Annotated in this window: 19 protein-coding genes; 10 read left to right on the forward strand and 9 right to left on the reverse strand. The window is 72.7% G+C overall.

Features of this window, described 5'->3' with window-relative positions; genetic code table 11:
* Positions 1-184 precede the first annotated feature (184 nt).
* Positions 185-820: a haloacid dehalogenase-like hydrolase gene (locus ABZ854_RS18540; RefSeq protein WP_361211634.1), complete on the forward strand. Its 636-nt coding sequence runs from the start codon at positions 185-187 to the stop codon at positions 818-820.
* Here ABZ854_RS18540 and ABZ854_RS18545 read toward each other — a convergent pair.
* Positions 784-1,047, reverse strand: coding sequence for a hypothetical protein (locus ABZ854_RS18545; RefSeq protein ID WP_361211637.1), 264 nt, complete (start codon positions 1,045-1,047; stop codon positions 784-786). The two genes, ABZ854_RS18540 and ABZ854_RS18545, sit on opposite strands and share 37 nt — an antisense overlap.
* A gap of 182 nt (positions 1,048-1,229) precedes the next feature.
* Between ABZ854_RS18545 and ABZ854_RS18550 the strand changes: the two genes are divergently transcribed.
* A complete protein-coding gene (locus ABZ854_RS18550) occupies positions 1,230-1,613 on the forward strand; it encodes a cold-shock protein (RefSeq protein WP_129308416.1) in 384 nt (127 codons plus the stop codon).
* A 12-nt stretch (positions 1,614-1,625) separates the two neighbouring features.
* Here ABZ854_RS18550 and ABZ854_RS18555 read toward each other — a convergent pair whose 3' ends face one another.
* The 4 genes from ABZ854_RS18555 to ABZ854_RS18570 all read right to left on the reverse strand — a co-directional run bounded on the left by ABZ854_RS18555 (position 1,626) and on the right by ABZ854_RS18570 (position 5,229).
* Positions 1,626-2,498 carry a 1,4-dihydroxy-6-naphthoate synthase gene (locus ABZ854_RS18555; RefSeq protein ID WP_361211640.1) on the reverse strand — a complete coding sequence of 291 codons (873 nt, stop codon included), beginning with the start codon at positions 2,496-2,498 and terminating at the stop codon, positions 1,626-1,628.
* Complete coding sequence (locus ABZ854_RS18560) at positions 2,495-3,208, reverse strand: futalosine hydrolase (RefSeq protein ID WP_361211643.1); 714 nt, start codon at positions 3,206-3,208, stop codon at positions 2,495-2,497. Before ABZ854_RS18560 ends, ABZ854_RS18555 begins: the two co-directional genes overlap by 4 nt.
* 26 nt (positions 3,209-3,234) lie before the next feature.
* On the reverse strand, positions 3,235-3,708 hold the full coding sequence (locus tag ABZ854_RS18565) for a DUF2771 domain-containing protein (protein ID WP_361211646.1): 474 nt from the start codon (positions 3,706-3,708) through the stop codon (positions 3,235-3,237).
* A gap of 78 nt (positions 3,709-3,786) precedes the next feature.
* Complete coding sequence (locus ABZ854_RS18570; protein ID WP_361211649.1) at positions 3,787-5,229, reverse strand: MFS transporter; 1,443 nt, start codon at positions 5,227-5,229, stop codon at positions 3,787-3,789.
* 644 nt (positions 5,230-5,873) lie between these two features.
* Between ABZ854_RS18570 and ABZ854_RS18575 the strand changes: the two genes are divergently transcribed.
* The 5 genes from ABZ854_RS18575 (at position 5,874) to ABZ854_RS18595 (ending at position 16,148) form a co-directional block, all read left to right on the forward strand.
* A complete protein-coding gene (locus ABZ854_RS18575; protein ID WP_361211652.1) occupies positions 5,874-6,809 on the forward strand; it encodes a DUF3027 domain-containing protein in 936 nt (311 codons plus the stop codon).
* 175 nt (positions 6,810-6,984) lie between these two features.
* On the forward strand, positions 6,985-7,386 hold the full coding sequence (locus tag ABZ854_RS18580) for a hypothetical protein (protein WP_361211655.1): 402 nt from the start codon (positions 6,985-6,987) through the stop codon (positions 7,384-7,386).
* Entirely contained in the window at positions 7,383-11,834 is a 4,452-nt protein-coding gene (locus tag ABZ854_RS18585) for a WD40 repeat domain-containing protein (protein WP_361211658.1), read from the forward strand. The genes ABZ854_RS18580 and ABZ854_RS18585 overlap by 4 nt, the downstream gene beginning before the upstream one ends.
* Positions 11,835-11,927: 93 nt before the next feature.
* On the forward strand, positions 11,928-15,086 hold the full coding sequence (locus tag ABZ854_RS18590; protein WP_361211661.1) for a molecular chaperone Hsp90: 3,159 nt from the start codon (positions 11,928-11,930) through the stop codon (positions 15,084-15,086).
* Between the two features lie 171 nt (positions 15,087-15,257).
* Positions 15,258-16,148 carry a hypothetical protein gene (locus tag ABZ854_RS18595; protein WP_361211664.1) on the forward strand — a complete coding sequence of 297 codons (891 nt, stop codon included), beginning with the start codon at positions 15,258-15,260 and terminating at the stop codon, positions 16,146-16,148.
* 6 nt (positions 16,149-16,154) lie between these two features.
* Here ABZ854_RS18595 and ABZ854_RS18600 read toward each other — a convergent pair whose 3' ends face one another.
* Both ABZ854_RS18600 and ABZ854_RS18605 read right to left on the reverse strand, forming a co-directional pair.
* Positions 16,155-18,599, reverse strand: coding sequence for an HAD-IC family P-type ATPase (locus tag ABZ854_RS18600; protein WP_361211666.1), 2,445 nt, complete (start codon positions 18,597-18,599; stop codon positions 16,155-16,157).
* Positions 18,600-18,673: 74 nt separating this feature from the next.
* Positions 18,674-18,958 carry a DUF2530 domain-containing protein gene (locus tag ABZ854_RS18605; RefSeq protein WP_361211669.1) on the reverse strand — a complete coding sequence of 95 codons (285 nt, stop codon included), beginning with the start codon at positions 18,956-18,958 and terminating at the stop codon, positions 18,674-18,676.
* Positions 18,959-19,173: 215 nt separating this feature from the next.
* Between ABZ854_RS18605 and ABZ854_RS18610 the strand changes: the two genes are divergently transcribed.
* Entirely contained in the window at positions 19,174-20,628 is a 1,455-nt protein-coding gene (locus ABZ854_RS18610; protein WP_361211672.1) for an NCS2 family permease, read from the forward strand.
* A gap of 42 nt (positions 20,629-20,670) precedes the next feature.
* Here the strand turns inward: ABZ854_RS18610 and ABZ854_RS18615 are convergent, their stop codons facing one another.
* Positions 20,671-20,853: a ribbon-helix-helix protein, CopG family gene (locus ABZ854_RS18615; protein WP_361211675.1), complete on the reverse strand. Its 183-nt coding sequence runs from the start codon at positions 20,851-20,853 to the stop codon at positions 20,671-20,673.
* A gap of 154 nt (positions 20,854-21,007) precedes the next feature.
* Here ABZ854_RS18615 and ABZ854_RS18620 point away from each other — a divergent pair, with 154 nt between their 5' ends.
* Both ABZ854_RS18620 and ABZ854_RS18625 read left to right on the forward strand, forming a co-directional pair.
* Entirely contained in the window at positions 21,008-21,445 is a 438-nt protein-coding gene (locus ABZ854_RS18620) for a MarR family transcriptional regulator (RefSeq protein WP_129308433.1), read from the forward strand.
* A 52-nt stretch (positions 21,446-21,497) separates the two neighbouring features.
* Positions 21,498-22,835, forward strand: coding sequence for an MFS transporter (locus ABZ854_RS18625; protein ID WP_361211678.1), 1,338 nt, complete (start codon positions 21,498-21,500; stop codon positions 22,833-22,835).
* 8 nt (positions 22,836-22,843) lie between these two features.
* Here the strand turns inward: ABZ854_RS18625 and ABZ854_RS18630 are convergent, their stop codons facing one another.
* Positions 22,844-23,383 (reverse strand): GNAT family N-acetyltransferase, encoded by a 540-nt coding sequence (locus ABZ854_RS18630; protein WP_361211681.1) that lies wholly within the window; start codon positions 23,381-23,383, stop codon positions 22,844-22,846.
* Positions 23,384-23,463 lie beyond the last annotated feature (80 nt).

Here is a 23,463-nt window from a genome sequence, read left to right on the forward strand (position 1 = left end):
CGAATGCGACGGCCCGACGCCCGACGGATCCCAACCACCCTGCATCGAAGCGCGGCGGAGTCGGCGCACAGCGGGTCGCAGCCGCCCGGTGTCGAAGCGCTGCGCAGCCGGCGTGTGACGGATTCAAGCCACCGGCGTCGGAGGGGCGCCGGAGCCCGCTCGGGCACCCGGCACAATGACCCCCATGACCTCGCTGCTCACCGTCGGGTTCGACCTCGACATGACCCTCATCGACTCCCGGCCCGGTATCCGCGCCTGCTATCTGGCGATGTCGGAGCGGACGGGGACGTACATCGACGCCGACGCGGCGGTGACCCGGCTCGGGCCGCCGCTCGCGCTGGAGCTGGCGAACTGGTTCCCGGAGGAGGTGATCCCCGCGATGAGCGACCTGTACCGGGAGATATACCCGACCATGGCCATCGAGCCGACGCCCGCGATGGCCGGCGCCCGGGAGGCGATCGCGGCGGTGCGGGCGGCCGGCGGGCGGGCGCTGGTGGTCACGGCGAAGTACGAGTCGAACGCCAAGCTGCACCTGGCCCACCTCGGCATCGAGCCCGACGCGGTCGTGGGCGGCCTGTGGGCCGAGCGGAAGGCGGAGGCCCTGCGGGACTACGACGCGAGCGTGTACGTCGGCGACCACGTGGGCGACGTACGCGGGGCCCGCGCGGCAGGGGCGCTGTCGGTGGCCGTGGCCACCGGCCCGTGCGACGCGGAGGAGCTGCGCGCGGCCGGCGCGGACGTCGTCCTGGACGACCTCGGCGCCTTCCCGTCCTGGCTGGCCGGCTACCGGGAGGCGGAGCCGGCGGCCTCGCGCGCCTGACGCCGCCCCGCCGCGACCGACCGCAGCACACCCGCGCCGGCGACGAGGAACCCGACGGCCATGAGCATGCTCAGCCCGTACATGTACGTCGGGAACGGCGACGCACCGAGGAACAGCGGGAACACCGTGACGAGGGTGGCCAGGGCCCCGGCGAAGAAGACGAGGGCACCGGCGCGGATCAGCCCGTCACCGGGCCCGGCGGAATCCGTCTGGGTTTTGTCACTCACCCGGCCAGGGTAGTTCCCAGCGCGAGGGAACAAACCGGGGGACGTCTTGTCACCCGCCCGAAGACCATTAGCCTGGGTAGCGGCGGGCGGCGGGTCATGGTCGACCCGCTTCACTGCTATCAAGAGCCCGTCAAGCAGCAATTCCGAGCAGTTTTCCGACGAGTACGAGGACGAGGACAGACGTGCCCACCGGCAAGGTCAAGTGGTTCAACAGTGAGAAGGGCTTCGGCTTTCTCTCCCGTGACGACGGCGCTGACGTCTTCGTCCATTCCTCGGTTCTCCCCGCCGGAGTCGAAGCGCTCAAGCCGGGACAGCGGGTGGAGTTCGGTGTGGTCGCCGGTCAGCGCGGCGACCAGGCGCTGTCGGTGACCATCCTCGACCCCACGCCGTCGGTCGCCGCGGCGCAGCGGAAGAAGCCGGACGAGCTGGCCTCGATCGTGCAGGACCTGACGACCCTCCTCGAGAACATCACGCCGATGCTGGAGAAGGGCCGCTACCCCGAGAAGACCTCCGGGAAGAAGATCGCCGGTCTGCTGCGCGCCGTGGCCGACCAGCTGGACGTCTGAGCGGGGCGGAACCTAGGGGAACGCGAGCGCGTCGGGGCCGAGGGGCGGTACGAGTCCCTCGGCCGCCGCGCGCGTGAGCAGCCCGCGGATCGCCGCGTAGCCGTCCTCGCCGAGGTCCGAGGTGAACTCGTTGACGTACAGCCCGATGTGCTGGTCGGCGACGGCCGGGTCCATCTCCTGGGCGTGCTCCATGACGTAGGGCCGGGAGGCCTCGGGGTCGTCCCAGGCGGCGCGCACGGAGGTGCGGACGGAGTCCGCGAGCCGCCGCAGCGTCTCCGCACCCAGCGACCGCTGGGCGATGATCGCGCCCAGCGGGATGGGCAGCCCGGTGGTGTCCTCCCAGTGCTCGCCCATGTCGGCGAGCTTGTGCAGGCCGTAGTTCTGGTACGTGAACCGGGCCTCGTGGATGACGAGTCCCGCGTCCACCTTGCCGTCCCGCACGGCCGGCATGATCTCGTGGAACGGCATGACGACGATGTCGCCCACGCCGCCCGGCAGGGTGTCCGCCGCCCACAGCCGGAACAGCAGGTACGCGGTCGACTTCTCGCTGGGCACGGCGACCGTACGGCCCGTGAGGTCCACGCCGGCCTCCCGGGTCAGCACCAGCGGCCCGCAGCCCCGCCCCAGCGCGCCGCCGCACGGCAGCAGGGTGTACGTGCCGAGGACGTACGGCAGCACGGCGTACGACACCTTCAGCACGTCGAACTCGCCGCGCTCGGCCATGCCGTTGGTGATGTCGATGTCGGCGAAGGTCACGTCCAGCGCGGGCGCGCCGGGGACCCGGTCGTGGGCGAGGGCGTCGAAGACGAAGGTGTCGTTCGGGCAGGGGGAGTACGCGATCCGCAGGGACCGCTGCTGCTCGCTGCTGTGCTCAGGGGTCGTCATGCCGTGTCCCAACTCTCCAGTACCGGTGCCAGCTTCCCGAAGCCGGCGGTGAGTGCGGCGAGGGCGTCGCCGATCCGCCAGGCGTCCCGGTCGCGCGGGCCCACCGGGTTCGACACCGCGCGGATCTCCAGCACGGGCACGTGGTGCAGGCCGGCCGCCTCGGCGACGCCGAAGCCCTCCATGCCCTCGGCGAGGGCCCCCGGGTGCCGGTCGCGCAGTGCGGCGGCGCGGGCGGCGGTGCCGGTCACGGTGGAGACGGTGAGGACGGTGCCGACCTGCGCCCCGGTGGCCCGCGAGACGGCTCGTACGAGTGAATCCGGGGGCCGGTGGGTGACGCTGCCGAAGCCCAGCTCGGTCACGGGCAGGAACCCGTCCGCGGTCTCCGCGCCCAGGTCGGCCACGGTGACGGCGTCGGCGACGACCAGGGTCCCGAGCGGGGCCGCGGGCAGGAAACCCCCGCCGATCCCGGCCGACACGACCAGGTCGTACGGCTCCCCGCGCAGCGCCCCCGCGGTCAGCGCGCCGCCCACCGAGGCCCCGGCGAGCGCGGCCCCGACACCGGCGGCGACCAGATCGACGACCAGGCCCGCGGGGCCAGCCCCGCCCGGTACCAGCCGGTCCAGCCGCGCCCCGGGGACGCCGACCTCCTCGGCCGGCCCCGCGAACCCCGCGGCCACCGCGTCCCGCTCGACGGGAACGGCGGTGGCCACCAGGACTCGTACCGGAACGCCGCTGATCAGGAAGCCTTCTTGAACTTGAAGGACCACACGCCCTTGGCGGTCTTCTCGCCCATCTTGATGGACACGACGTTGGTGCTGCCGCCGGTGCCGTACTGGGAATTGAAGAACGCGCTGCCCGGGATCGTGCGGTAGGTCTTCTTGCTGTAGTCGGTGAACTGCTGACCGTTCACCAGGATCGCCCAGCCGCTGTCCGCGATCTTCGGGTCCACGCCGAAGCGGACCGTCTCGTCCGTGTCCACCTTGATCGACTTCGCGTCGGTCTTCTTGGCGCACTTCGTGAGCGACTTGGTGTCCAGCACCTTGCCGTCGTTGTAGCACATGGCCTCGGAGTGCACCGAGTCCTTGCCGACCGTGATCGTCGCGATCGGCGTCGGCTTGTCGCAGGCAGTCAGGACGAGCAGTCCGGCGGTAACGGCGCCGGCGGCAGCGACGGCGCGGCGGCGTCGCGGTGCGGATTGCAGCGTGGTCATGGCCGAAGGCTATCTGGCACCCCGAGCCGTCCGGCCACGTGGGGTACGGCGTGCCCGGTTCGTTACGCCACTCGATCATTACGCCACCCGCGCCCGTGCCTTGCCGCCGTGTCGGGCGGAGTCGAGCAGGCCGCGCAGCGTGCTCAGCCAGCCGGCGCCGACGATCGCGGCGGCCATCGCCAGGCCGAGCGTGCCGTTGAGCGGCATGACGATGCCGACGGCGCCGCCGAGCACCCACGCGACCTGCAGCATCGTCTCGGAGCGGGCGAACGCCGAGGTGCGCACCTGTTCGGGCACGTCCCGCTGGATCAGGGCGTCCAGCGACAGCTTCGCCAGCGCCTGCGCGAACCCGGCGACGGCGGCGAGGCAGGCGACGAGGAAAGCGCCGAAGAACAGGGCGGCGACGATCGCCGTACCGAGGGCCACGGCGACCACGGTGACGATGATGATCTCCGGGGCGCGGGATCTCAGCCAGGCGCCCACGGCGGTGCCGAGCGCGTTGCCGGCGCCCGCGGCGACGCCCACTATCCCGAGCGAGACGGCCGCGCCGGCCCCGGTCAGCGGGTGCTCGCGCAGGAGGAAGGCGAGGAAGAAGATCAGGAATCCGGAGAGGCAGCGCAGGGCGGCGTTGGCGCCGAGGGCGTGCGTGACGGCGGGGCCGACGGTGCGCAGCCCGGGCCGCTTGCCCTGCGGTTTTCCCTTCGCGTCGGCCTTGGCCTGGGCCTGCTGGATCCGGCGCGGTCGGTGGAGGTGCTCCTCGTCCCGCGCCAGCAGCGCCCCCTCCTCGCCCTTGGCGGAGTCCACCTTGGGGGGCAGGGTGAAGGACAGGAACGTTCCCGCCACGAAGATCACGAAGGCGCCGTAGAGAGGCCAGGGATCGCCGATGGCGTGCAGTCCGGCGCCGATCGGGGCGGCGACGCCGGTGGCCAGGAGGCCGGCGAGGGTGACCCGGGAGTTGGCCTTCACCAGGCTGATGGCGGGCGGCAGGAGGCGGGGCACGACGGCGCTGCGTACGACGCCGTACGCCTTGGAGGCCACCAGCACGCCGAGCGCGGCCGGGTACAGCTCCAGGCCGCCGCTAGCTACGGCCCCCGAGATGATCAGCGCGAGCAGGGCGCGGGCCAGCATCGCGGCGGCCATGGCGGCACGGCGGCCGTGCGGCAGCCGGTCCAGCAGGGGGCCGATGACGGGGGCGAGGATCGTGAAGGGGGCCATGGTGATGGCGAGGTAGAGCGCGACCCGGCCGCGGGCCTCGTCGGTGGGCACTGAGAAGAACACGGTGGAGGCGAGGGCCACGGTGACCATGACGTCGCCGGCGCCGTTCACGGCGTGCAACTCGATCAGCTTGGCGAGCCCCGACTCGCCGGCGCCGTGCGCGTGCGTGGCCTTGCGGATGCCGCGGACGGTTCCGCTGACCGGAAGGTGCAGGGCACGCCCGACCGCGCGGACGGCACCGCCGACCCGGCCCGAACCGCCACCACCCCGCACACTCCCCCTGTCCCCGGCAGCCACGACGTTCATAGTGCCCCGAGAGGCCCCCCCATAGTGCGGTTTGCACGGAGGCGAGTCGGCTCGCCACCTCCCGCACGAGAAATCCGCGCCCCGGCCCAGCGCCCCCTCAGCGGCGCGGGGCTGTATCGACATGCGGCTGCGCCGCGTGGGCGCGACAAGCCACGACGCGCCCGCCCCCGAACTCCACGCCGCCGGGGCAGCGCCCCGTATGGGCGCGGGGCTGTATCGACATGCGGCTCCGTCACGTGGGCGCGCCAAGCCACGACGCGCCCGCACCATCCCGAACCCACCCGCACCGCCCCCCCCGCCCAGCCCAGTCCAGCCCGGCCCGGTTCGCCCGGGTTCGCGCCCGGACCGCGCCGTGATCCGTGCCGGAGGCAACACCGCTCTCGCGGGCCTCACTTCGTAGCCGGGCGAGTCGGGTGGGCTGGTGGGAAAATGCATCCCGACGCGGCGTACTGACTCGCCGGTGTAGGCCAACCGCCGCCGACCGGGTAGCGTGCGTATCTCAGCCATAACGCAGAATGGATGGCAGAGGTGCGCCCGAGCGCGATCGGACGCGGACGTCGATGCGGCCCACAGGTCCGCTCCGTCCGCTCCACCGCCGGAGGCAGCTGGCCTCATTGAGACGGCGTAGGAGAGAAGCGATACCTGTGAGCGCAGCGACAACGCGAAGCCGCACCCCCGACCGTCTGTGCGCCGAGGCCATCGACCTCGCCCGCGCCGCCGCCGAGGAGGCCGCCGCGCCCGGCGTGGTCGGCGAGCACGCCGGCCTCGTCTCGGAGGGTGACCGTGTTGTCACGCACTTCTTCGAGTGCAAGGAGATGGGCTACCGGGGCTGGCGCTGGGCGGCGACCGTGGCCCGCGCCTCCCGCGCCAAGGTGGTCACCCTCGACGAGGTCGTCCTGCTCCCCGGTTCCGACGCCCTCCTCGCCCCCGAGTGGGTGCCCTGGAGCGAGCGGCTGCGTCCCGGCGACATGGGCCCCGGCGACCTGCTCCCCACCGACCAGGAAGACCTCCGCCTGGAGCCCGGCTACACCGTGGAGGAGGTCCCGCCGCCGAACTCGGCCGCCTTCCCGGTCTCGCACGAGATGGCGGACCTGGCGGAGGCCGAGGACGCCGACGTCACCCCCGGCACCCCCGCGGCCCAGCCCACCGTGCCCAGCCGCGGCTCGATCGCGTCGGTGGCCGAGGAACTCGGCATGCGCCGCGCCCGCGTCCTGTCCCGCTACGGCCTGCACACCGCGGCCGACCGCTGGGAGGAGTCGTACGGTGCGAAGACCCCCATGGCCCAGGCGGCCCCCGCGTCCTGCGTGAGCTGCGGCTTCCTCAGCCCGATCGGCGGCTCCCTCGGCCAGGCCTTCGGCGTCTGCGCCAACGAGTTCTCCCCGGCCGACGGCCGCGTGGTCTCCCTCGCCTACGGCTGCGGCGGCCACTCCGAGGCCGCGGTCATGCCGAAGCCGCCCCAGCCGGCCCCGCCCGTCATCGACGAGACCCGCGTCGACCCCTTCCCCCTCCGCCCCGCCCGCGACTCGGGTTCGGTCCCGGAGGCGGGCGACGAGGCGACGGCGGAACTGGGCCACTCGTAGCGACGGGGCGCACCTGTAGCGGGTCAGGCCCGCGGTCGCGTCCCGGCGGCACGGATTTCCACGTCACGGTGCCCGTGTGGGGCGCGGTGCGCAATGATGCCCGGGAGGCGATTGACAGGCCGTCAGCCCGGGCATCGTGCCGGACGGACGGCGCAGACGTCGACGGGGGTGCGGTGTGCGAGTGGTCCTGACGGTGCACGACGACGCCGGATCGGAATCCGGGAGTGCCGCGCTGCGGAACTGGCTGACGGACGTGCCCGGACTCAGGGGCAGGGTCGAGCGGGAGACGCGGGACGCGGTGCCCGCCGACGCCATGGGCGGGGCGGTCGACGCGCTGGTGGCCGTCCTGGAGCCGGGCGGTGTCGCGGCGGTGTTCGCCGGTGCGCTGGTGGCCTGGGTGCAGTCCCGGCGCGGTGACTGCACCGTCCGGGTGACCCGGCCCGACGGCACCAGGATCGTCATCTCGTCCCGGCAGGCCCGGACGATGAGCCCGCAGGAGGCCGCCGAGCTGGCGGAACGACTGGCCGGCCGGCCCGCGGGCGGTGACACCCCGGGCGCACCGGAGTCCGGGGAGTGACGGCGGACGGCCTCGCGGCGGGCGGCGCCCGCGCCGTCCTCTTCGGCACCGGCGGCCACGCCCCGGGTTCGGAACTCCAGGACCTGCCCGCGGTCGACACGACACTCGACGACCTGCGGCGCACGCTGATCACCGTCTGTGGCATGCGCCCCGGCCAGGTAACCCGCCTGCACGCGGACGCCGGCCCGGCCGAGGTCGTCGCCGCCGTCGAGGAGGCCACCGCCGGGGCGGCCGACGGCCCCGTGCTGTTCTGCTGCGTCGGGCACGGCCTGCTCGGTCCGGGAGACGAGCTGTATCTCGCCACCCACGCCACCCGGTCCACCCGGCACATCGCGCAGACCGTCTCCTACCGCACCCTCCGAGACCTGCTGAGCGAGGCACCGCAGGGCAGCCTCGTCGTCCTCGACTGCTGCTTCTCCGGACGCGCCGACACCCCACCCGCCGGCGGCGGCACCCGTGGCCCCTTCGCCACGGCCCGCCCGCAGGGCAGCTTCCTGCTCACCTCCGCCTCGCACTACGCGCTCTCCTTCGCCCCCGAAGGGGAACGCCACACCCTGTTCACCGGGCGCCTGCTGCGCCTGCTCGACGAGGGCGACCCGGCCGGACCGCCCCTGCTGACCGCCGACCGGCTGCACGCCGCCCTGGACCGCGCGTTCGCCGACGACCCCCGGGTCAGCCCCGCCCGCCGCAGCGACGGCACGCTGGGCTCGCTCGTCGTCGCCCGCAACCGCGCCTACCAGGCCGATCCACCCCGGCCCGAGGACGCCGAACCGCCCGCGGACGTGACCTGTCCGTATCCGGGGATGGAGCCGTTCCACACCCAGGACAGCGGCTACTTCTTCGGCCGCGACCGGCTCGCCGACCGCCTGGCCGCCATGCTGGACGAAGAGAGCGATTCCGGGCGGCACGCCGGGTACGACGGGCCCGTCATGCTCGTCGGCGCCTCCGGAGCCGGCAAGTCCTCCCTGCTGCGCGCCGGTCTGCTGGCCCGCTCCGGGACGGGCCCCGCGCTGCTCGTGCCCGCCCCGGGCAGCCGGCCGATGCGCACCCTGGCCGAGGCGTGGGCACGCACCACCGGGCGGAAACCGCACAAGGTCCGAGCCGCCCTGGACAACGGCGAGTTCCCCGCACCACGGCACGGGCACCGCCCCTGCCGGCTGCTCGTCATCGACCAGTTCGAGGAGGTGTTCACCCGGTGCCGGGACACCCGCGAACGAGACGCCTTCATCACCCTCCTGACCGATGGCGCCGCGCCCGGCCGGCGGCCCCGGATCGTGCTCGGCCTGCGCGCCGACCACTACGGCAGTTGCCTCGACCACCCCGGCCTGGAACAGGCCCTCGCCCACGCCCAGCTCACCGTTCCACCGCTGCGCGAGGAGGAGTTGCGCGCCGCCGTCGAAGGCCCGGCCGCCGCCGCCGGCCTCACCGTCGAACCCGGACTGACCAGCCGGCTGCTCCAGGACCTCAAGGAAGGCCGCTCACCCGACGACGTCGGCACACTGCCGTTCCTCGCGCACGCCCTGCGCGAGACCTGGCGCCTGCGCAGCGGAGCCCGGCTCACCCTCGCCGGCTACCAGGCCACCGGCGGTATCTGGCAGTCCGTGGCCGTCACCACCGAGGAGCTCTACGGCTCCCTCGACGGCCAGGGGCAGGAGACGATGCGCGAGTTGCTGCTGCGCCTGGTGTTCCTGCCGCCGGACGGCGGGGCACCCGTGGTCCGCCACCAGGTGCCGCTCGCCGAACTCCCGCCGGGCGCCGCGGACATCCGCGACCGGCTGCTGGCCAAGCGGCTGCTGACCGTGGACCAGGACACCATGCAGATCGCCCATGAGTCGCTGCTGCGGGCCTGGCCCCGGCTGAGGCAGTGGACCGAGGAGAACACCGCCACGCTGATGCTGCGCCAGCGGCTCGGCGCGGACGCGGCCGAGTGGCACGCGGCGGGCCGCGACGCGACGTACCTCTACCGCGGCAGCCGCCTGCAAGCGGCCGCGGACCTCGCGCACAGCCATCAACTACCCTCGGTGGCAGCTGAGTTCATCGAGGCCGCGCAGAAGGTGGCCGAGCAGGAGTCGCGGCGCGAGCGGCGCCGGGTCCAGGTGCTGCGCCGCTTCCTCACCGGCATCGCCGTGACCCTGTGTGTCGCGCTGGTGGCGGCCGTCCTCGCCGTACGGGAGCAGCGCGAGGCCAAGGCGCAGCAGCGCGCGGCCGTCGCCCGGGCCCTGGTGGCCGAGGCCGGCAATCTCAAGGCCGACGATCCGCGTACGTCGCTGCGGCTGGGCCTCGCGGCACAGGCCCTCGACCCCAGCGCCGAGACGAGCCGGGCGCTGTTCACCACGCTGGCCGACAGTCCGTTCCGGGGGGCGTCGAAGCTGACGCGTGCGCAGACCTTCCTGGACTCCCCGGTGTTCACCGGGGACGGACGGATGCTGGCCGTGGAAGAGGGCAGCCCGGCGACGGCCCTGACCCTGTGGGGTACCGGCCGCTCCTCCCTCGCGCACACCCCTCTGACGAGGCTCGCGTGCCGGCCCCGTTACACCCTGTTCGCGGCAGCGGCCTTCGGTGGACCGCACGACCGGATGCTCGCGTCCCCATGCGGTGCCACCGAGTTGAAGGTGTGGGACGTGGCCGACATGCACCGGGGTGCGGCGCCCCCGCTCCTGGCCACACTGCGGGTGAAGGGGCTGGCCGGCGGCCCGACAGCGGTGTCCTTGAGCCGGGACGGGCGCCTGCTCGCCGCCGTCGGCTGGTCGGGCTCCGGTGGGCCCGGCGCCCTGGTCCTCTGGGACCTCGCGGACCCGCGCCACCCCCGGCAGCTGAGCGTCGTACGGAACACGGACAGTGGCACGGACCTGCTGGACACCGATGCCGTGCGGTTCGGCCGGGACGGCAAACGGCTCGTCACGGCCGGGTCGAGCCTGCGCGTGTGGGACGTCTCCGATGCGGCCCGGCCACGGCCGGAGGGGCTCGTGGAGGACACCAGGGGGGTGGTGGCGTTCAGCCCGGACGGTCACCTGGTCGCCACCGGCGACTCGCACAACGACCGGACGGTCAAGCTGGTCGACGTCTCCTCACCGCGCCACCCCAAGGTGCTCGGGCAGCACTCCTCCGAGCACACGGACCGCATCGACGCGCTCGTCTTCGCCCCCGACGGCCGGACCTTGGCCAGCGGGGGCGCCGACGGCCGCGTCGTTCTCTGGGACGTCGGCCAACCGAAGGCCCTGTCGTCCACCAAGACGCTGACGGGGCACGCCTGGGGGGTGGACGCGCTGGCGTTCGCCCCCGACGGCGCCTCGCTGGTGTCGGCGAGCAGCATCGGCAACGAAGTCATCCGGTGGGACATGGACGTCGTGCGCCAGCCGAGCATCCTGAAAGGCATACCGTCGGCAGGCACGCTGGCACTGGCGCCGAACGGCACGCTGCTCGCGGTGGGGGCAAGAGGCCCGGTCCGCCTGTGGGACCTGTCCGAGCCCGGCGCGCCCCGAAAGCTCGCCACGCTCACCACCGACGCCCGTCAGGAAGAGGACGCCTCGGACAGCCTTGTCATCGACATCGCCTTCAACGCGGACGGCACCTTGCTCGCCGCTGCCACCGACGACGACCAGATCACGCTCTGGGACACCACCCACCCCAGCCGTCCCCGCATCGTCGGCACGCTGGGCACCCGGGTGAACGCGTTCAGCACCTCTCTCGCCTTCGCTCCCCACAGGCCGTTGCTGGCCGTCGGGGTGCTGCGGCGGGTCCGCGTGTGGGACGTCGCCGATCCCGCCCGCCCCCGCGAGAAGGCCGACACGGGAAGCACCGAGACGCCCAGCACGGACGAGGGCATCTCCTTCACCCGGGACGGACAGCACATCCTCATACCCGGCCCACCCACCCTCTGGGACTACTCGTCGGGCGAGCTGAGGGAACTCCCTCCGCAGAGCCCGATCTCGTACTCGGCCGTCGCCGTGCCCTCCGCGCATGGAGACCTGGTGGCAGCCGCCCCCGCCATGGTCGGGGTAGGGGACACCTGGTCGGGCGTGCAGCTGTGGAACGTCCGGGACGCGCGACGGCCGCGCGCCGCGGGCGAGGCGGAGGTGCCCGGCCCCGACCACCCGAAGTTCAACGAGCTGGCCTTCACACCCGACGGTTCACTGCTCGCCGGCGCCACCGAGGACGGGGCCGTACGGCTGTGGGGCGTCGGCGATCCCGAACGGCCCTACCTGGCGAAGTCGTTCCCCATCTTCGGGGACACGGTCGACGACGTGGTCATGAGCGGACCGCACGGCCGGTACATGGTCACCGCGAGCGACGGGTTCGCAGCGGTGTGGGACCTGGGTGACATGCCGGAGATCGCCGACGACCCGGTGGCGATGGCCTGCCGGGTCGCCGGCGGCGGCTTCGGCCGCGACGACTGGGCGAAGGAGGTGCCGGACATCCCCTACCGCCGGACCTGCCCGCAGGACTGAGCGACGCGGCATGCGCCTCCCGCGGTGCCTCCCGCCGTCGAAGCGGAGCGGCGGAGCGGTACCTTCGTCCCACCAGGGATGAGGAGAATGAACGTGAGCAAGTTCGTGCGGCCCGCGGCCGAGGGCGCCGACCCCTTCGGTACGGCTCGGCTGCGTCGCGGGGTTCTCGACGCCTGGGCGACCAGCCCGGCCCGGTTCCGGGAGGACGCCAACGCCGAGGAGGACCTGGTCCTCGGCGGCTACCGGGACCGCCTCGTCGTCGAGCTGGCGCAGAACGCCGCCGACGCGGCCGCCCGCGCGCACGTGCCGGGCCGGCTCCGCCTCACCCTGCGCGACGGCGTGCTGGTCGCCGCCAACACCGGCGCCGCCCTGGACGCGGCCGGTGTCGAGTCGCTGTCCACGCTGCGGGCCTCCGCGAAGCGGGACGCGCAGGGCACCCAGGGTGCCGTGGGCCGGTTCGGGGTCGGGTTCGCCGCCGTCCTCGCCGTCACCGACGAACCCGCCGTGGTCGGGCGGCACGGCGGGGTGCGCTGGTCGCTCGGGGAGGCGCGGGCGCTGGCCGCCGAGACCGCCCGGCACAGCCCCGGCCTCGGCGACGAGATCCGCCGCCGCGACGGGCACGTGCCGCTGCTGAGGCTGCCGTTCGCCGCCGAGGGCTCCGCCCCGGAGCCGTACGACACCGTCGTCATCCTTCCGCTGCGGGACGCGGCCGCCGCCGACCTCGCCGAGCGGCTGCTGGACGGCGTCGACGACGCCCTGCTGCTGGCCCTGCCCGGCCTGGAGGACGTCGTCGTCGAGATCGGCGACGCGGCGCCCCGGACCCTGCGGCGGCGCACCGAGGGCGCCTTCACCGTCGTGGAGGACTCCCGGGACGGCACCACCCGGTGGCGTACGGCCCTGGCGCACGGGCCGCTCACCCCCGACCTGCTCGCCGACCGGCCCGTCGAGGAACGGCTGCGGCCGCACTGGTCGGTGACCTGGGCCGTACCGGCGGACGAGACGGGAGCCCCGGTGCGGCCCCGCACCGCGCCCGTCGTGCACGCGCCCACCCCCAGCGACGAACCGCTCGGCGTGCCCGGACTGCTCATCGCCTCGTTCCCGCTGGACACCACCCGGCGGCACGCGGCGCCCGGCCCGCTGACCGACTTCCTGGTGCAGCGCGCGGCCGACTCCTACGCCGAACTCCTCGCCGCGTGGCGGCCCGTCACCGAGGGCGCCGTAGGGCTCGTGCCCGGGCCGCTCGGGAAGGGCGAGCTGGACGGGGCACTGCGGCAGGCCATCCTGGAGCGGCTGCCCCGCACCGCGTTCCTGCCGCCGGCCGTCCCGCCGGGGGAGCAGGAGGAGCACGGGGAACAGGACGAGCAGGACAGCGGTCTGCCGGAAGCCCTGCGGCCGCGTGACGCCGAGATCGTGGAGGGGGCTGGGGCACAGACCGTACGGGTGCTCGCCGAGGTGCTGCCCACGCTGCTGCCCGCCGGGCTGGAGCGGCGGGCCGAACTGCGCACCCTCGGGGTCGCCCGGCTGCCCCTCGCCGACGCTGTCGACCGGCTCGCGGGGCTGGAGAAGGACCCCGACTGGTGGTGGCGGCTCTACGACAGCCTCGCCGGCGTCGACCCCGACCGGCTCTCCGGGCTGCCCGTGCCGCTCGCCGACGGGCGGACCACGATCGGGCCACGGCAGGTGCTGCTGCCCGCGCCGGACGCGGCCCGCACCGACCCCGAGGCGCTGGCCCGGCTGGGTTTGAAGGTTGCCCACGAGGACGCCGCGCACCCGCTGCTGGAGAAGCTGGGCGCGCTGCCCGCCTCCCCGCGCGCGGTGCTCACCACCCCGCAGGTGCGGGCGGCCGTGGCGGCTTCGCTGGACGACGAGGGCGGCGCGCTGTGGGACGAGGACGCGCCGGACGCCGAGGAACTGGCCGACACCGTCCTCGCGTTGGTGCGGGACGCCGGCCTGGAGCCCGGTGACGAGCCGTGGCTCGGCGCGCTCGCGCTGCCCGACGATGACGGCGAACTCGCGCCCGCCGGGGAGCTGATGTTCCCCGGCAGCGCCTTCGCCCGCGTCATCCGGGACGGCGAACTGGCGGCGGTAGACGGCGAGTTGGCTCAGAAGTGGGGCGAGCAGCCGCTGACCGCGTGCGGGGTCCTCGCGGACTTCGCACTGGTCCGCGCCACGGACGTCGTGCTCGACCCCGACGAACTGGAGCCCCGCGACGGGGACTTCGCCGAACCCGACGACGCCGGGCTGCTGGACGCCGTGGACGTGTGGAGCGAGGACATCCTCGACCGTTTCCCGGACAGCCCGGTGCCCCCGGTGGCGACCGAACTGGTCGCGGTGCGGGACTTGGACCTCGTCGACGACGACCACTGGCCCGAGGCCCTCGCCCTGCTCGCCCGGCCGCCGCTGCGCGACGCGCTCACCCAGCCGGTGCGCGTCCTGCTGCACGACGGCACGCACGACACCGTACGGCCGTACACCGCCTGGTGGCTGCGCGGGCACCCGGTGCTCGACGGCCGCCGGCCCGCCGGACTCCTCGCGGCGGGCAGCGACCCGCTGCTGCACGGCCTGTACGACGAGGCCGACGCCACCGGGTTCGAGGACGAGCAGGTCCTGCGGGCGCTCGGCGTACGGACCTCCGTGGCCGCGCTGCTGGACGAGCCGGGCGGCGCCGCCGAACTGCTCGACCGGCTCGCCGACCCGGAGCGGACGGTCGGCCCCGCCCAACTGCACGGTCTCTACGGCGCCCTGGCGGACCTGGACCCCGAGCAGGTGACCCTGCCGGAGGAGCTGCGGGCCGTCGTCGACGGACGGGTGGCGGTCGTGGACGCGGCCGACGCCGTCGTCGTCGACTCGCCCGACCTGCTGCCCTTCACCTCCGGCGTCCCGCTGCTGCCGGTCCGCCCGTCCCGGGCCGCCGAACTGGCCGAGCTGTTCCAGGTACGGCGGCTGAGCGAGTCCGTCACCGGCGAGGTGCACTCCGAGGGCGCCGAGCACGACGTACCGGAACCGGTGCGGGTGCTGCTCGGCGCGCGTACCCCGCGGACGTACGTCGAACACGAGGAACTCGTCGTAGACGGTGTCGAGATCGACTGGCGGCTCACCGACGACGGGGTGCTGCACGCGGCCACCCTGGAAGGCGTCGCCGCCGGCCTCGCCTGGGCGGCCGGCCAGTGGCCCCGCCGTTTCGAGGTCGCCGCGCTCCTGGAGGACCCGTCCAGGACCCAGGAACTGGCCCGCGACCGCTGGTTCGACTGACGGCCCGCGGTACGGCTCCTGACCAACAGCTCCCGTACGTCAAGTGCAGGCAATATTCACAGGAACACCTGTACAACCTCACAACAGCTGACCGATTCTGATCATTCGAGCCGTCTGGCTCCCCGATCACTTGGACCCCGTGTCCACCTTTCTCCACACAGGGGAATTTTCATGCGCATTCGTGCCACTGTGGCCGCCGTCTCCGGCGCCCTGGCCCTCTCCGCCTTCGTCGTGCCCGCCGCGCACGCCACCGGCGCCGATTCGGCGTACCGTGCCGCGGCCGCGAAGGCCCTCTCCCACAGCGCGTCCGGCAAGACCGCCTTCACGGCCGTCACCGCCACCGCGCCGGTGGGACCCCTGCACGTCTCGTTCTCCAACCTCAAGATCGCCAAGGCGGTCAAGGTCGGAACGACCCACCAGGTCACCACCACGGTCAGCTACACCCTGACCCACGGCGCGGACATCAACATCGCCTCCACCGACTTCGCCAACGGCCCCTTCATCTACAAGGGTTCGTCCACCGCCCCCAGCAACCTGCTGTTCGGCTACGACGCGGCCAAGTGCACCGCCACGTCGGCGACGACCGCCAGCTGCAAGGGCCCGATCGACATCCACCCGAGCGCCGACCAGGCCGATCTGACGAACTCCGACGCAGGCACCTGGCACGCCGGCGTCATGGCCCTCAAGTACAGCCAGGACAACAGCGCCACGATGCAGTACGGGCTCGGCACCACTCTGGTCCAGCGCTTCTCGCAGCTGACCGTCAACGCCTCGCCCGAGCCGGTGGTGAAGGGCAAGACCCTCACCGTCACCGGCAAGCTCTCCCGCGCCAACTGGGAGGACAACCACTACCACGGCTACACCAAGCAGCCGGTCAAGCTCCAGTTCCGCAAGGCGGGCACGAGCACGTACACCACCGTCAAGACGGTCTACACCGACGCGTACGGCGTCGCGAAGACCACGACGACCGCCCACTACGACGGCTACTGGCGCTACAGCTTCGCCGGCACGACCACGACCCCGGCGGTCAACGCCACGGGCGACTACGTGGACGTGAAGTAGCACCGGTCACCCAGGGAAGCGGCGGTCCACCCACCTCCACGCGAGGTCCAGGGTGGCCGCCGCCACCGCCGCGACCGCGACCGCCGTCCACGGCATCGTGACGCCCACCAGCCGCAGCGCGAAGAAGCTCTGCAGGGCCGGTACGGCGAGCACGACGAGGAACGCGCCGAACATCGCGGCGACCAGCGCGACACGCCACCAGGTGTACGGGCGGGCGATGATCGCCAGCACCCACATCGAGATCAGGAACAGGGTGAGCGTGGCCGCGCTGGTCTCCGCGTCCAGGGAGCCGGGGCCGGTGTAGAAGTGGCGGGCGATCATGTACATCACGAAGGTCGCCACCCCGGCCACCAGCCCGCCCGGCACCGCGTACCGCATCACACGGCGCACGAAGTGCGGCCGCGCCCGCTCCGCGTTGGGGGCCAGCGCCAGGAAGAACGCCGGGACGCCGATCGTCAGCGTCGACAGCAGCGTCAGATGCCGGGGCAGGAACGGGTACGGCACCTGCCAGCACACCACCAGCACCGCCAGCAGCACCGAGTACACCGTCTTGACCAGGAACAGCGTCGCCACCCGCGTGATGTTGCCGATCACCCGGCGGCCCTCGGCGACCACCGACGGCAACGTGGCGAAGCTGTTGTCCAGCAGCACGATCTGCGCCACCGCCCGCGTCGCCTCCGAACCCGAGCCCATCGAGACCCCGATGTCCGCGTCCTTCAGCGCCAGGACGTCGTTCACCCCGTCCCCGGTCATCGCGACCGTGTGCCCGCGCGACTGCAACGCGCCCACCATGTCCCGCTTCTGCCGCGGGGTGACCCGGCCGAAGACGGTCGCCTCCTCCAGCGCGCCCGCCATGCCGTCGCGGTCGGCGGGCAGCCGGCGCGCGTCCACCGCCGCACCCGCGAGCCCCAGTTTCCCGGCGACCGCGCCGACGGACACCGCGTTGTCCCCGGAGACGACCTTGGCGCGGACGTTCTGCTCGGCGAAGTAGCGCAGGGTGTCGGCCGCGTCCGGGCGCAGTCGCTGCTCCAGTACGACGAGGGCGGCCGGGCGGGCTCCGCGCTGCGGCTCGGTGTCGTCCAGGTCGCGGGTGGCGCGGGCCAGGAGCAGGACCCGCAGCCCCTGCTCGTTGAGGCGCTCGGTCTCGGCGAGGGCCGGGGCGACGGCGTCTCCGCCGCTTCCGCTTCCGCTTCCGCTGTCGCCGTCGCCGTCGCCGCCGAGCAGCACGTCCGGGGCGCCCAGCAGCCACGTGCTGGTCTCGCCGTCGCCCTCGCTGAACGTGGCGCCGCTGTACTTGCGGGCCGAGGAGAACGGCAGCGACTCCACGCACCGCCACTGTTCACTGTCCGGGTAGGCGTCGATGATGGCCTGGAGCGAGGCGTTCGGGCGCGGGTCGGACTCGCCGAGGGCGCCGAGCACGGTTCGGACGTACGCCTCGTCGCCGTCGCCCAGGGTGTGCAGCGCGGTGACGTCCATGCCGCCCTCGGTGAGCGTGCCCGTCTTGTCCAGGCACACGGTGTCGACCCGGGCCAGGCCCTCGATCGCCGGGAGCTCCTGCACGAGGCACTGCTTGCGGCCCAGCCGGATCACCCCGATCGCGAAGGCGACCGACGTCAGCAGCACCAGGCCCTCCGGGACCATCGGGATGATGCCGCCGACGGTACGGGCGACCGCGTCCTTCGCGGCGTGGTGCTGGGCCAGCAGCTGCGTGGCGACCAGACCGAGCGCGGCCGGGACCATCATCCAGGTGACGTACTTCAGGATCGTCGAGATGCCGGTGCGCAGCTCGGAGTGGACCAGCGTGAACCGGGACGCCTCCTCGGCGAGCTGGGCGGCGTAGGCCTCGCGGCCCACCTTGGTCGCGGTGAACGCGCCGGCGCCGGCGACGACGAAACTGCCGGACATGACCGAGTCGCCGGGGCGTTTGACGACGGGGTCGGCCTCGCCGGTCAGCAGTGACTCGTCGATCTCCAGGCCGTCGGCCTCGGCGCACAGGCCGTCCACGACGACCTTGTCGCCGGGGCCGATCTCGACGAGGTCGTCCAGCACGATCCCGCTGGTCGGCACCTCGGTGGCGGTGCCGTCCCGGCGGACCGTCGGCCGGGCCTCACCGATGACGGCGAGCGAGTCCAGGGTCTGCTTGGCCCGCCACTCCTGGACGATGCCGATGCCGGTGTTGGCGAGGATCACGAAGCCGAAGAGGCTGTCCTGGATGGGGGCGACGAGGAAGGTGATGATCCACAGAACGCCGATGATGGCGTTGAACCGGGTGAAGACGTTGGCCCGGACGATGTCCGTGAGGGAACGGCTGCTGCGCACGGGCACGTCGTTCACCTGGCCGCGTGCGACGCGCTGCGCCACCTCGGCACCGGTCAGCCCCGCCGCCCGGCGCTCGGGCAGGGCGACCGGATGCACGGGGTCCAGCTCGGCCCCCGCATCGATGTGGGCCATGCCTCCGACGGTACGTGCGAACAGGCTTACCCGCCCAGCGGCGGTGCCCTTTGGGCGGGCACCGCGCAGACCCGCTACTCGGCAGGCTCCCGAGGCGCGGAGTCCTCCTGGCTCAGCGCCGCGTCCCTCTTGATCGCCGCGTCCCTCTTGCGGACGTACCAGATGCCGATGAGCCCCAGGCCCGCCCCGGCGAGGCAGGTCCACAGCCACCACAGGTGGTCGTGGGAGTCGAACCAGCCGTAGAAGGGGAGCTGGACCAGGAAGAGGACGAACCACAGGATCGTGCCGCCGGTGATGGTGGCGACCACGGGCCCCTCCAGGGGTTCCGGCGCCTCGTGCTTCGCGGTCCACTTAGCCATGGAGCACAGCTTACGAGGCGGCCGCCGGCCACGGTGAGCCGCTGCCCGACGCCCCGCCCCACCGGGCTCTACGCGCGGAGATAGCGATCTCGCCCTCATACGTTCATACTGAAGCCGTTTGTCTAGGGTCAACTTCTGGCCAACTTCTGTCCGACTTTCTTTCGTCAGAAACTCCAACGGGACTCGGGGGACCCCCGCTGGTGATGAGGTCCCGCATGTCCTCCACCTCGGCACCCGCCAAGGTCCCCACCCCCGGGAAGCCGGGCGGCGCCGCCGGCTCCGGCGCCGTCGACCGCTACTTCCGCATCTCCGAGCGCGGCAGCTCCCTCGCCCGCGAGATCCGGGGCGGCTTCGCCACCTTCTTCGCGATGGCGTACATCATCGTGCTGAACCCGATCATCCTCGGCAGCGCGAAGGACATGTACGGGCACCACCTCGACCACGGCCAGCTGGTCACGGCCACCGCCGTCACCGCCGCCTTCACCACCCTCCTGATGGGCGTCATCGGCAACGTCCCGATCGCCCTCGCCGCCGGCCTCGGCGTCAACACGGTCGTCGCGCTCCAGCTCGCCCCCCGCATGTCCTGGCCGGACGCCATGGGCATGGTGGTCCTCGCCGGCTTCGTCGTCATGCTGCTGGTGGCCACCGGTCTGCGCGAGCGCGTGATGAACGCCGTGCCGTACAGCCTGCGCAAGGCGATCTCCATCGGCATCGGCCTGTTCATCATGCTGATCGGCCTCGTCGACTCCGGCTTCGTCAGCCGCATCCCGGACATCGCCCAGACCACCGTCCCGCTCCAGCTCGGCGCCGACGGTCACCTCAACGGCTGGCCGGTCCTCGTCTTCGTGCTCGGCTCCCTGCTCACCCTCGCGCTGATCGTGCGCAAGGTCTCCGGGGCCATCCTGATCTCCATCGTGTCGATGACCGTCCTCGCGGTGATCATCAACGCGGTCGCCAAGGTGCCCTCCTGGGGCCTGACCACCCCGAAGTGGCCCGGCAACCCGGTCGCCTCGCCCGACTTCGGGCTGATCGGCCAGGTCAGCCTGTTCGGCGGCTTCCACAAGGTCGGCATCCTGACCGGCGTCCTCTTCGTCTTCACCGTCCTGCTGTCCTGCTTCTTCGACGCCATGGGCACGATCATGGGCGTCAGTGACGAGGCCAAGCTGACCGACGCCGAGGGCCAGATGCCCGGAATCGGCAAGGTCCTCTTCATCGACGGCGTCGCCGTCGCGGTCGGCGGCGCCAGCTCCTCCTCGGCCACCACCTGCTTCGTGGAGTCCACGGCCGGCGTCGGCGAGGGGGCCAGGACCGGCCTCGCGAACGTCGTCACCGGCGCCCTGTTCGGCCTGGCGCTGTTCCTCACCCCGGTCGCCACGATGGTCCCGTCCCAGGCCGCCACCCCGGCGCTGCTCGCGGTCGGCTTCCTGATCCTGGCCGGCTCGGTCCGGGAGATCGACTGGACCGACTACACGCTGGCCGTCCCGGCCTTCGTGACCATGCTGATGATGCCGTTCACCTACTCGATCACCAACGGCATCGGCATGGGCTTCATCACCTTCGTGGTGCTGCGCCTCGCGGTCGGCCGGGCGCGGGAGATCCCGGTGCCGATGTACGTCGTCTCGGCGGTGTTCGCCTTCTACTACCTGATGCCGGCGTTCGGCCTCACGTAGGACCTTTGACGCGGGGCGTCACCCGACCCCGTGGAACACCGGTCACCCGACCCCGTAGAACCGCTCCGTCTCCTCCACGGCGGCCTGGAACCGCTCGTCGAAGTCATCGCGAACGAGCGTCCGGACGACATAGTCCTGGACGCTCATTCCCCTTTTGGCCGCATGGTGCCGGAGCCTCTCGAGCAGCTCCCCGTCTATCCGCAGGCTGAGCACGCTGGTCCCCATGCAGACGAGGGTCCCGGCACGCCACGGCTCCGTGTGTCACGTTCCGCGCGGAGATCACCCATATGGGTGATGCGGCGCTTGAGTGGCCCGGATCACGGGCATTCTGGCGTGTTCCAGTGGTCCTTAGCGAGAGTAATGAGTTACGCTAAAGACCATGCCGGACCTTTCCCATGGCGACGACGCGGCCGCCGTGAACTCCCTCCGCTCCGCCGTGATGCGGTTGTCCCGTCGGCTCAAGCACCAGCGGGTCGACGAGTCGCTGAGCCCCACCGAGATGTCGGTGCTGGGCACCCTCTCCCGCTGCGGCCAGGCCACCCCCGGTGAGCTGGCCCGCAAGGAGCACGTGCAGCCGCCGTCGATGACCCGCATCGTCGCGCTGCTGGAGGCCAAGGGGCTGGTCCGTCTGGAGCCGCATCCCGACGACCGGCGCCAGAAGGTCGTCACCCGGACCGAACAGGCCGAGGCGATGCTGGAGGAGAGCCGCCGCAAGCGCAACGCCTTCCTGGCCGGCCTCGTCGCGGACCTGGACGAGGACGAGTGGGCCAAACTGCGCGCCGCCGCCCCCGTCCTGGAGAAGCTCGCACATCTGTAAGAAACACGTCGAACGAGTCGACGCACCCAGAACACCAGGGAGGCGCATTTTCTTGAGTACGGGATCCGGAGCAGCTTCCGCCCCCGCACCGACCCCTACTACCCCCACCGCCCGCAAGTCCTCGATGTTCAGCTCGCTGAAGGTCCGGAACTACCGCCTGTTCTTCATAGGCCAGGTCGTCTCCAACACCGGCACCTGGATGCAGCGCATCGCCCAGGACTGGCTGGTGCTCAGCCTCACCGGCTCCTCCGCGGCCGTGGGCATCACCACGGCCCTGCAGTTCCTGCCGATGCTGCTGTTCGGCCTCTACGGCGGCGTCCTCGTCGACCGGCTGCCCAAGCGGCCCACCCTGCTCGTCACCCAGTCGTCCATGGCCCTCACCGGCCTGGTCCTCGCCGCCCTGACCCTGACCGGCCACGTCCAGGTCTGGCACGTGTACGTCGCTGCCTTCGCCGTCGGCCTCGCCACGGTCGTGGACAACCCGGCCCGCCAGTCCTTCGTCACCGAGATGGTCGGGACGGCGCAGCTGCAGAACGCGGTCAGCCTGAACTCGGCGAACTTCCAGTCCGCCCGCCTGGTCGGCCCGGCCGTCGCCGGTCTCCTGATCACCGGCGTGGGCACCGGCTGGGCGTTCCTCCTCAACGGCCTGTCGTTCGTCGCGCCGATCACCGGCCTGCTGCTGATGCGCGCCCGCGAACTGCACGTCATCGAGCGCGCGCCGCGGAGCAAGGGCCAGCTGCGGGAGGGCCTGCGCTACGTCGCCGGGCGCCCCGACCTGATCTGGCCGATCGTCCTCGTCGGGTTCATCGGCACCTTCGGCTTCAACTTCCCGGTGTGGCTGTCCGCCTACGCCGACGACGTCTTCCACGCCGGCGCCGGCGCCTACAGCCTCTTCAACACCCTGATGGCCGTCGGCTCGCTGATCGGCGCCCTGCTCGCCGCCCGGCGCGGCACGGCCCGGATGCGGCTGCTGATCGCGGCCGCGGCGACCTTCGGGCTGCTGGAGGTCGTGGCCGCGCTGACCCCGTCGTACTGGCTGTTCGCGCTGTTCATGGTGCCGCTCGGGGTGTTCGGCATGACGGTCAACGTCACCGCGAACACCGCCGTGCAGATGTCCACCGACCCGGCCATGCGGGGGCGTGTGATGGCCCTGTTCATGATGGTCTTCGTCGGCGGTACGCCGCTGGGCGCGCCGCTCGTCGGCTGGGTCACCGACACCTACGGCGCCCACGTCGGCTTCGCCCTCGGCGGCATCGTCTCCGCCGCGGCCGCCGCCGCCATCGGACTGGCCCTGGTCCGCATCGGCGGCCTCAGGGTCTCGGTCGGCTGGCACCGCGGCTACCCGCGCGTGCGGTTCGTACCGAGAGAACGGGAGCTGGCGACGGCGTAGTCGCGCGGCTACCGGAACCGCTGGCCGCGCCGCTGGCGCACCCGGCGGGCCAGCACCTGCCCCGGCCACTCGTCCGCACCGTGCAGGAAGGACTCGGTGCGGGTGAAGCCGTTGCCTTCGTAGAAGGCGACGAGCTTGCCGTCGTCGCCCGCGTAGCAGTCGACGCGGAGCAGGGACACCCCGGCCCGCCGGGTCTCCTCGGCGGCGTGGGCGAGGAGCGCGGCTCCGGCACCGTGGCCCTTGAAGCGGCGGTCGGAGGCGAGCAGGTGGATGTACCGCTCGGGCTCGTCGGCGGGGGCCAGGTAGGGGCCGGGGGCGTCGGTGAGGGTGAGGGTGGCGGCCGGGACGCCGTCCACCTCCGCGATGTACGGGGTGCCCTGGGCGACGTACCGCTCGACCATCGCCACCGCCTTCGGGTCCGTGGACCAGGGCTCGGTGCCCCACTGCCGGGTCCGGCCCTGTGCGACCAGCCACGCCACGGAGCTGTCCAGCATCCGGAGGATCGACGGAGCGTCTGCGGAGCCGCCTGCGCGGATCGTGAGCGTCATGCCGGTCATCATGCCCATGCCCGTCCCGGCCCGCGCGACGGCATTTCCGCCCGCACCGTCCGGGGACGGTTCTGGAACAG

This window comes from Streptomyces sp. NPDC047028, from assembly GCF_040644095.1.
In the GTDB taxonomy this organism is placed as follows: Bacteria; Actinomycetota; Actinomycetes; order Streptomycetales; family Streptomycetaceae; genus Streptomyces.

Excerpts from the sequence above, each read along its gene's own strand:
- ABZ854_RS18540 (WP_361211634.1), top strand. The coding sequence starts at position 185 with ATGACCTCGCTGCTCACCGTCGGGTTCGACCTCGACATGACCCTCATC.
- ABZ854_RS18555 (WP_361211640.1), bottom strand. The coding sequence starts at position 2,498 with ATGACGACCCCTGAGCACAGCAGCGAGCAGCAGCGGTCCCTGCGGATC.
- ABZ854_RS18565 (WP_361211646.1), bottom strand. The coding sequence starts at position 3,708 with ATGACCACGCTGCAATCCGCACCGCGACGCCGCCGCGCCGTCGCTGCC.
- ABZ854_RS18570 (WP_361211649.1), bottom strand. The coding sequence starts at position 5,229 with ATGAACGTCGTGGCTGCCGGGGACAGGGGGAGTGTGCGGGGTGGTGGC.
- ABZ854_RS18595 (WP_361211664.1), top strand. The coding sequence starts at position 15,258 with ATGCGCATTCGTGCCACTGTGGCCGCCGTCTCCGGCGCCCTGGCCCTC.
- ABZ854_RS18600 (WP_361211666.1), bottom strand. The coding sequence starts at position 18,599 with ATGGCCCACATCGATGCGGGGGCCGAGCTGGACCCCGTGCATCCGGTC.
- ABZ854_RS18605 (WP_361211669.1), bottom strand. The coding sequence starts at position 18,958 with ATGGCTAAGTGGACCGCGAAGCACGAGGCGCCGGAACCCCTGGAGGGG.
- ABZ854_RS18610 (WP_361211672.1), top strand. The coding sequence starts at position 19,174 with ATGTCCTCCACCTCGGCACCCGCCAAGGTCCCCACCCCCGGGAAGCCG.
- ABZ854_RS18615 (WP_361211675.1), bottom strand. The coding sequence starts at position 20,853 with ATGGGGACCAGCGTGCTCAGCCTGCGGATAGACGGGGAGCTGCTCGAG.
- ABZ854_RS18620 (WP_129308433.1), top strand. The coding sequence starts at position 21,008 with ATGCCGGACCTTTCCCATGGCGACGACGCGGCCGCCGTGAACTCCCTC.
- ABZ854_RS18630 (WP_361211681.1), bottom strand. The coding sequence starts at position 23,383 with ATGACGCTCACGATCCGCGCAGGCGGCTCCGCAGACGCTCCGTCGATC.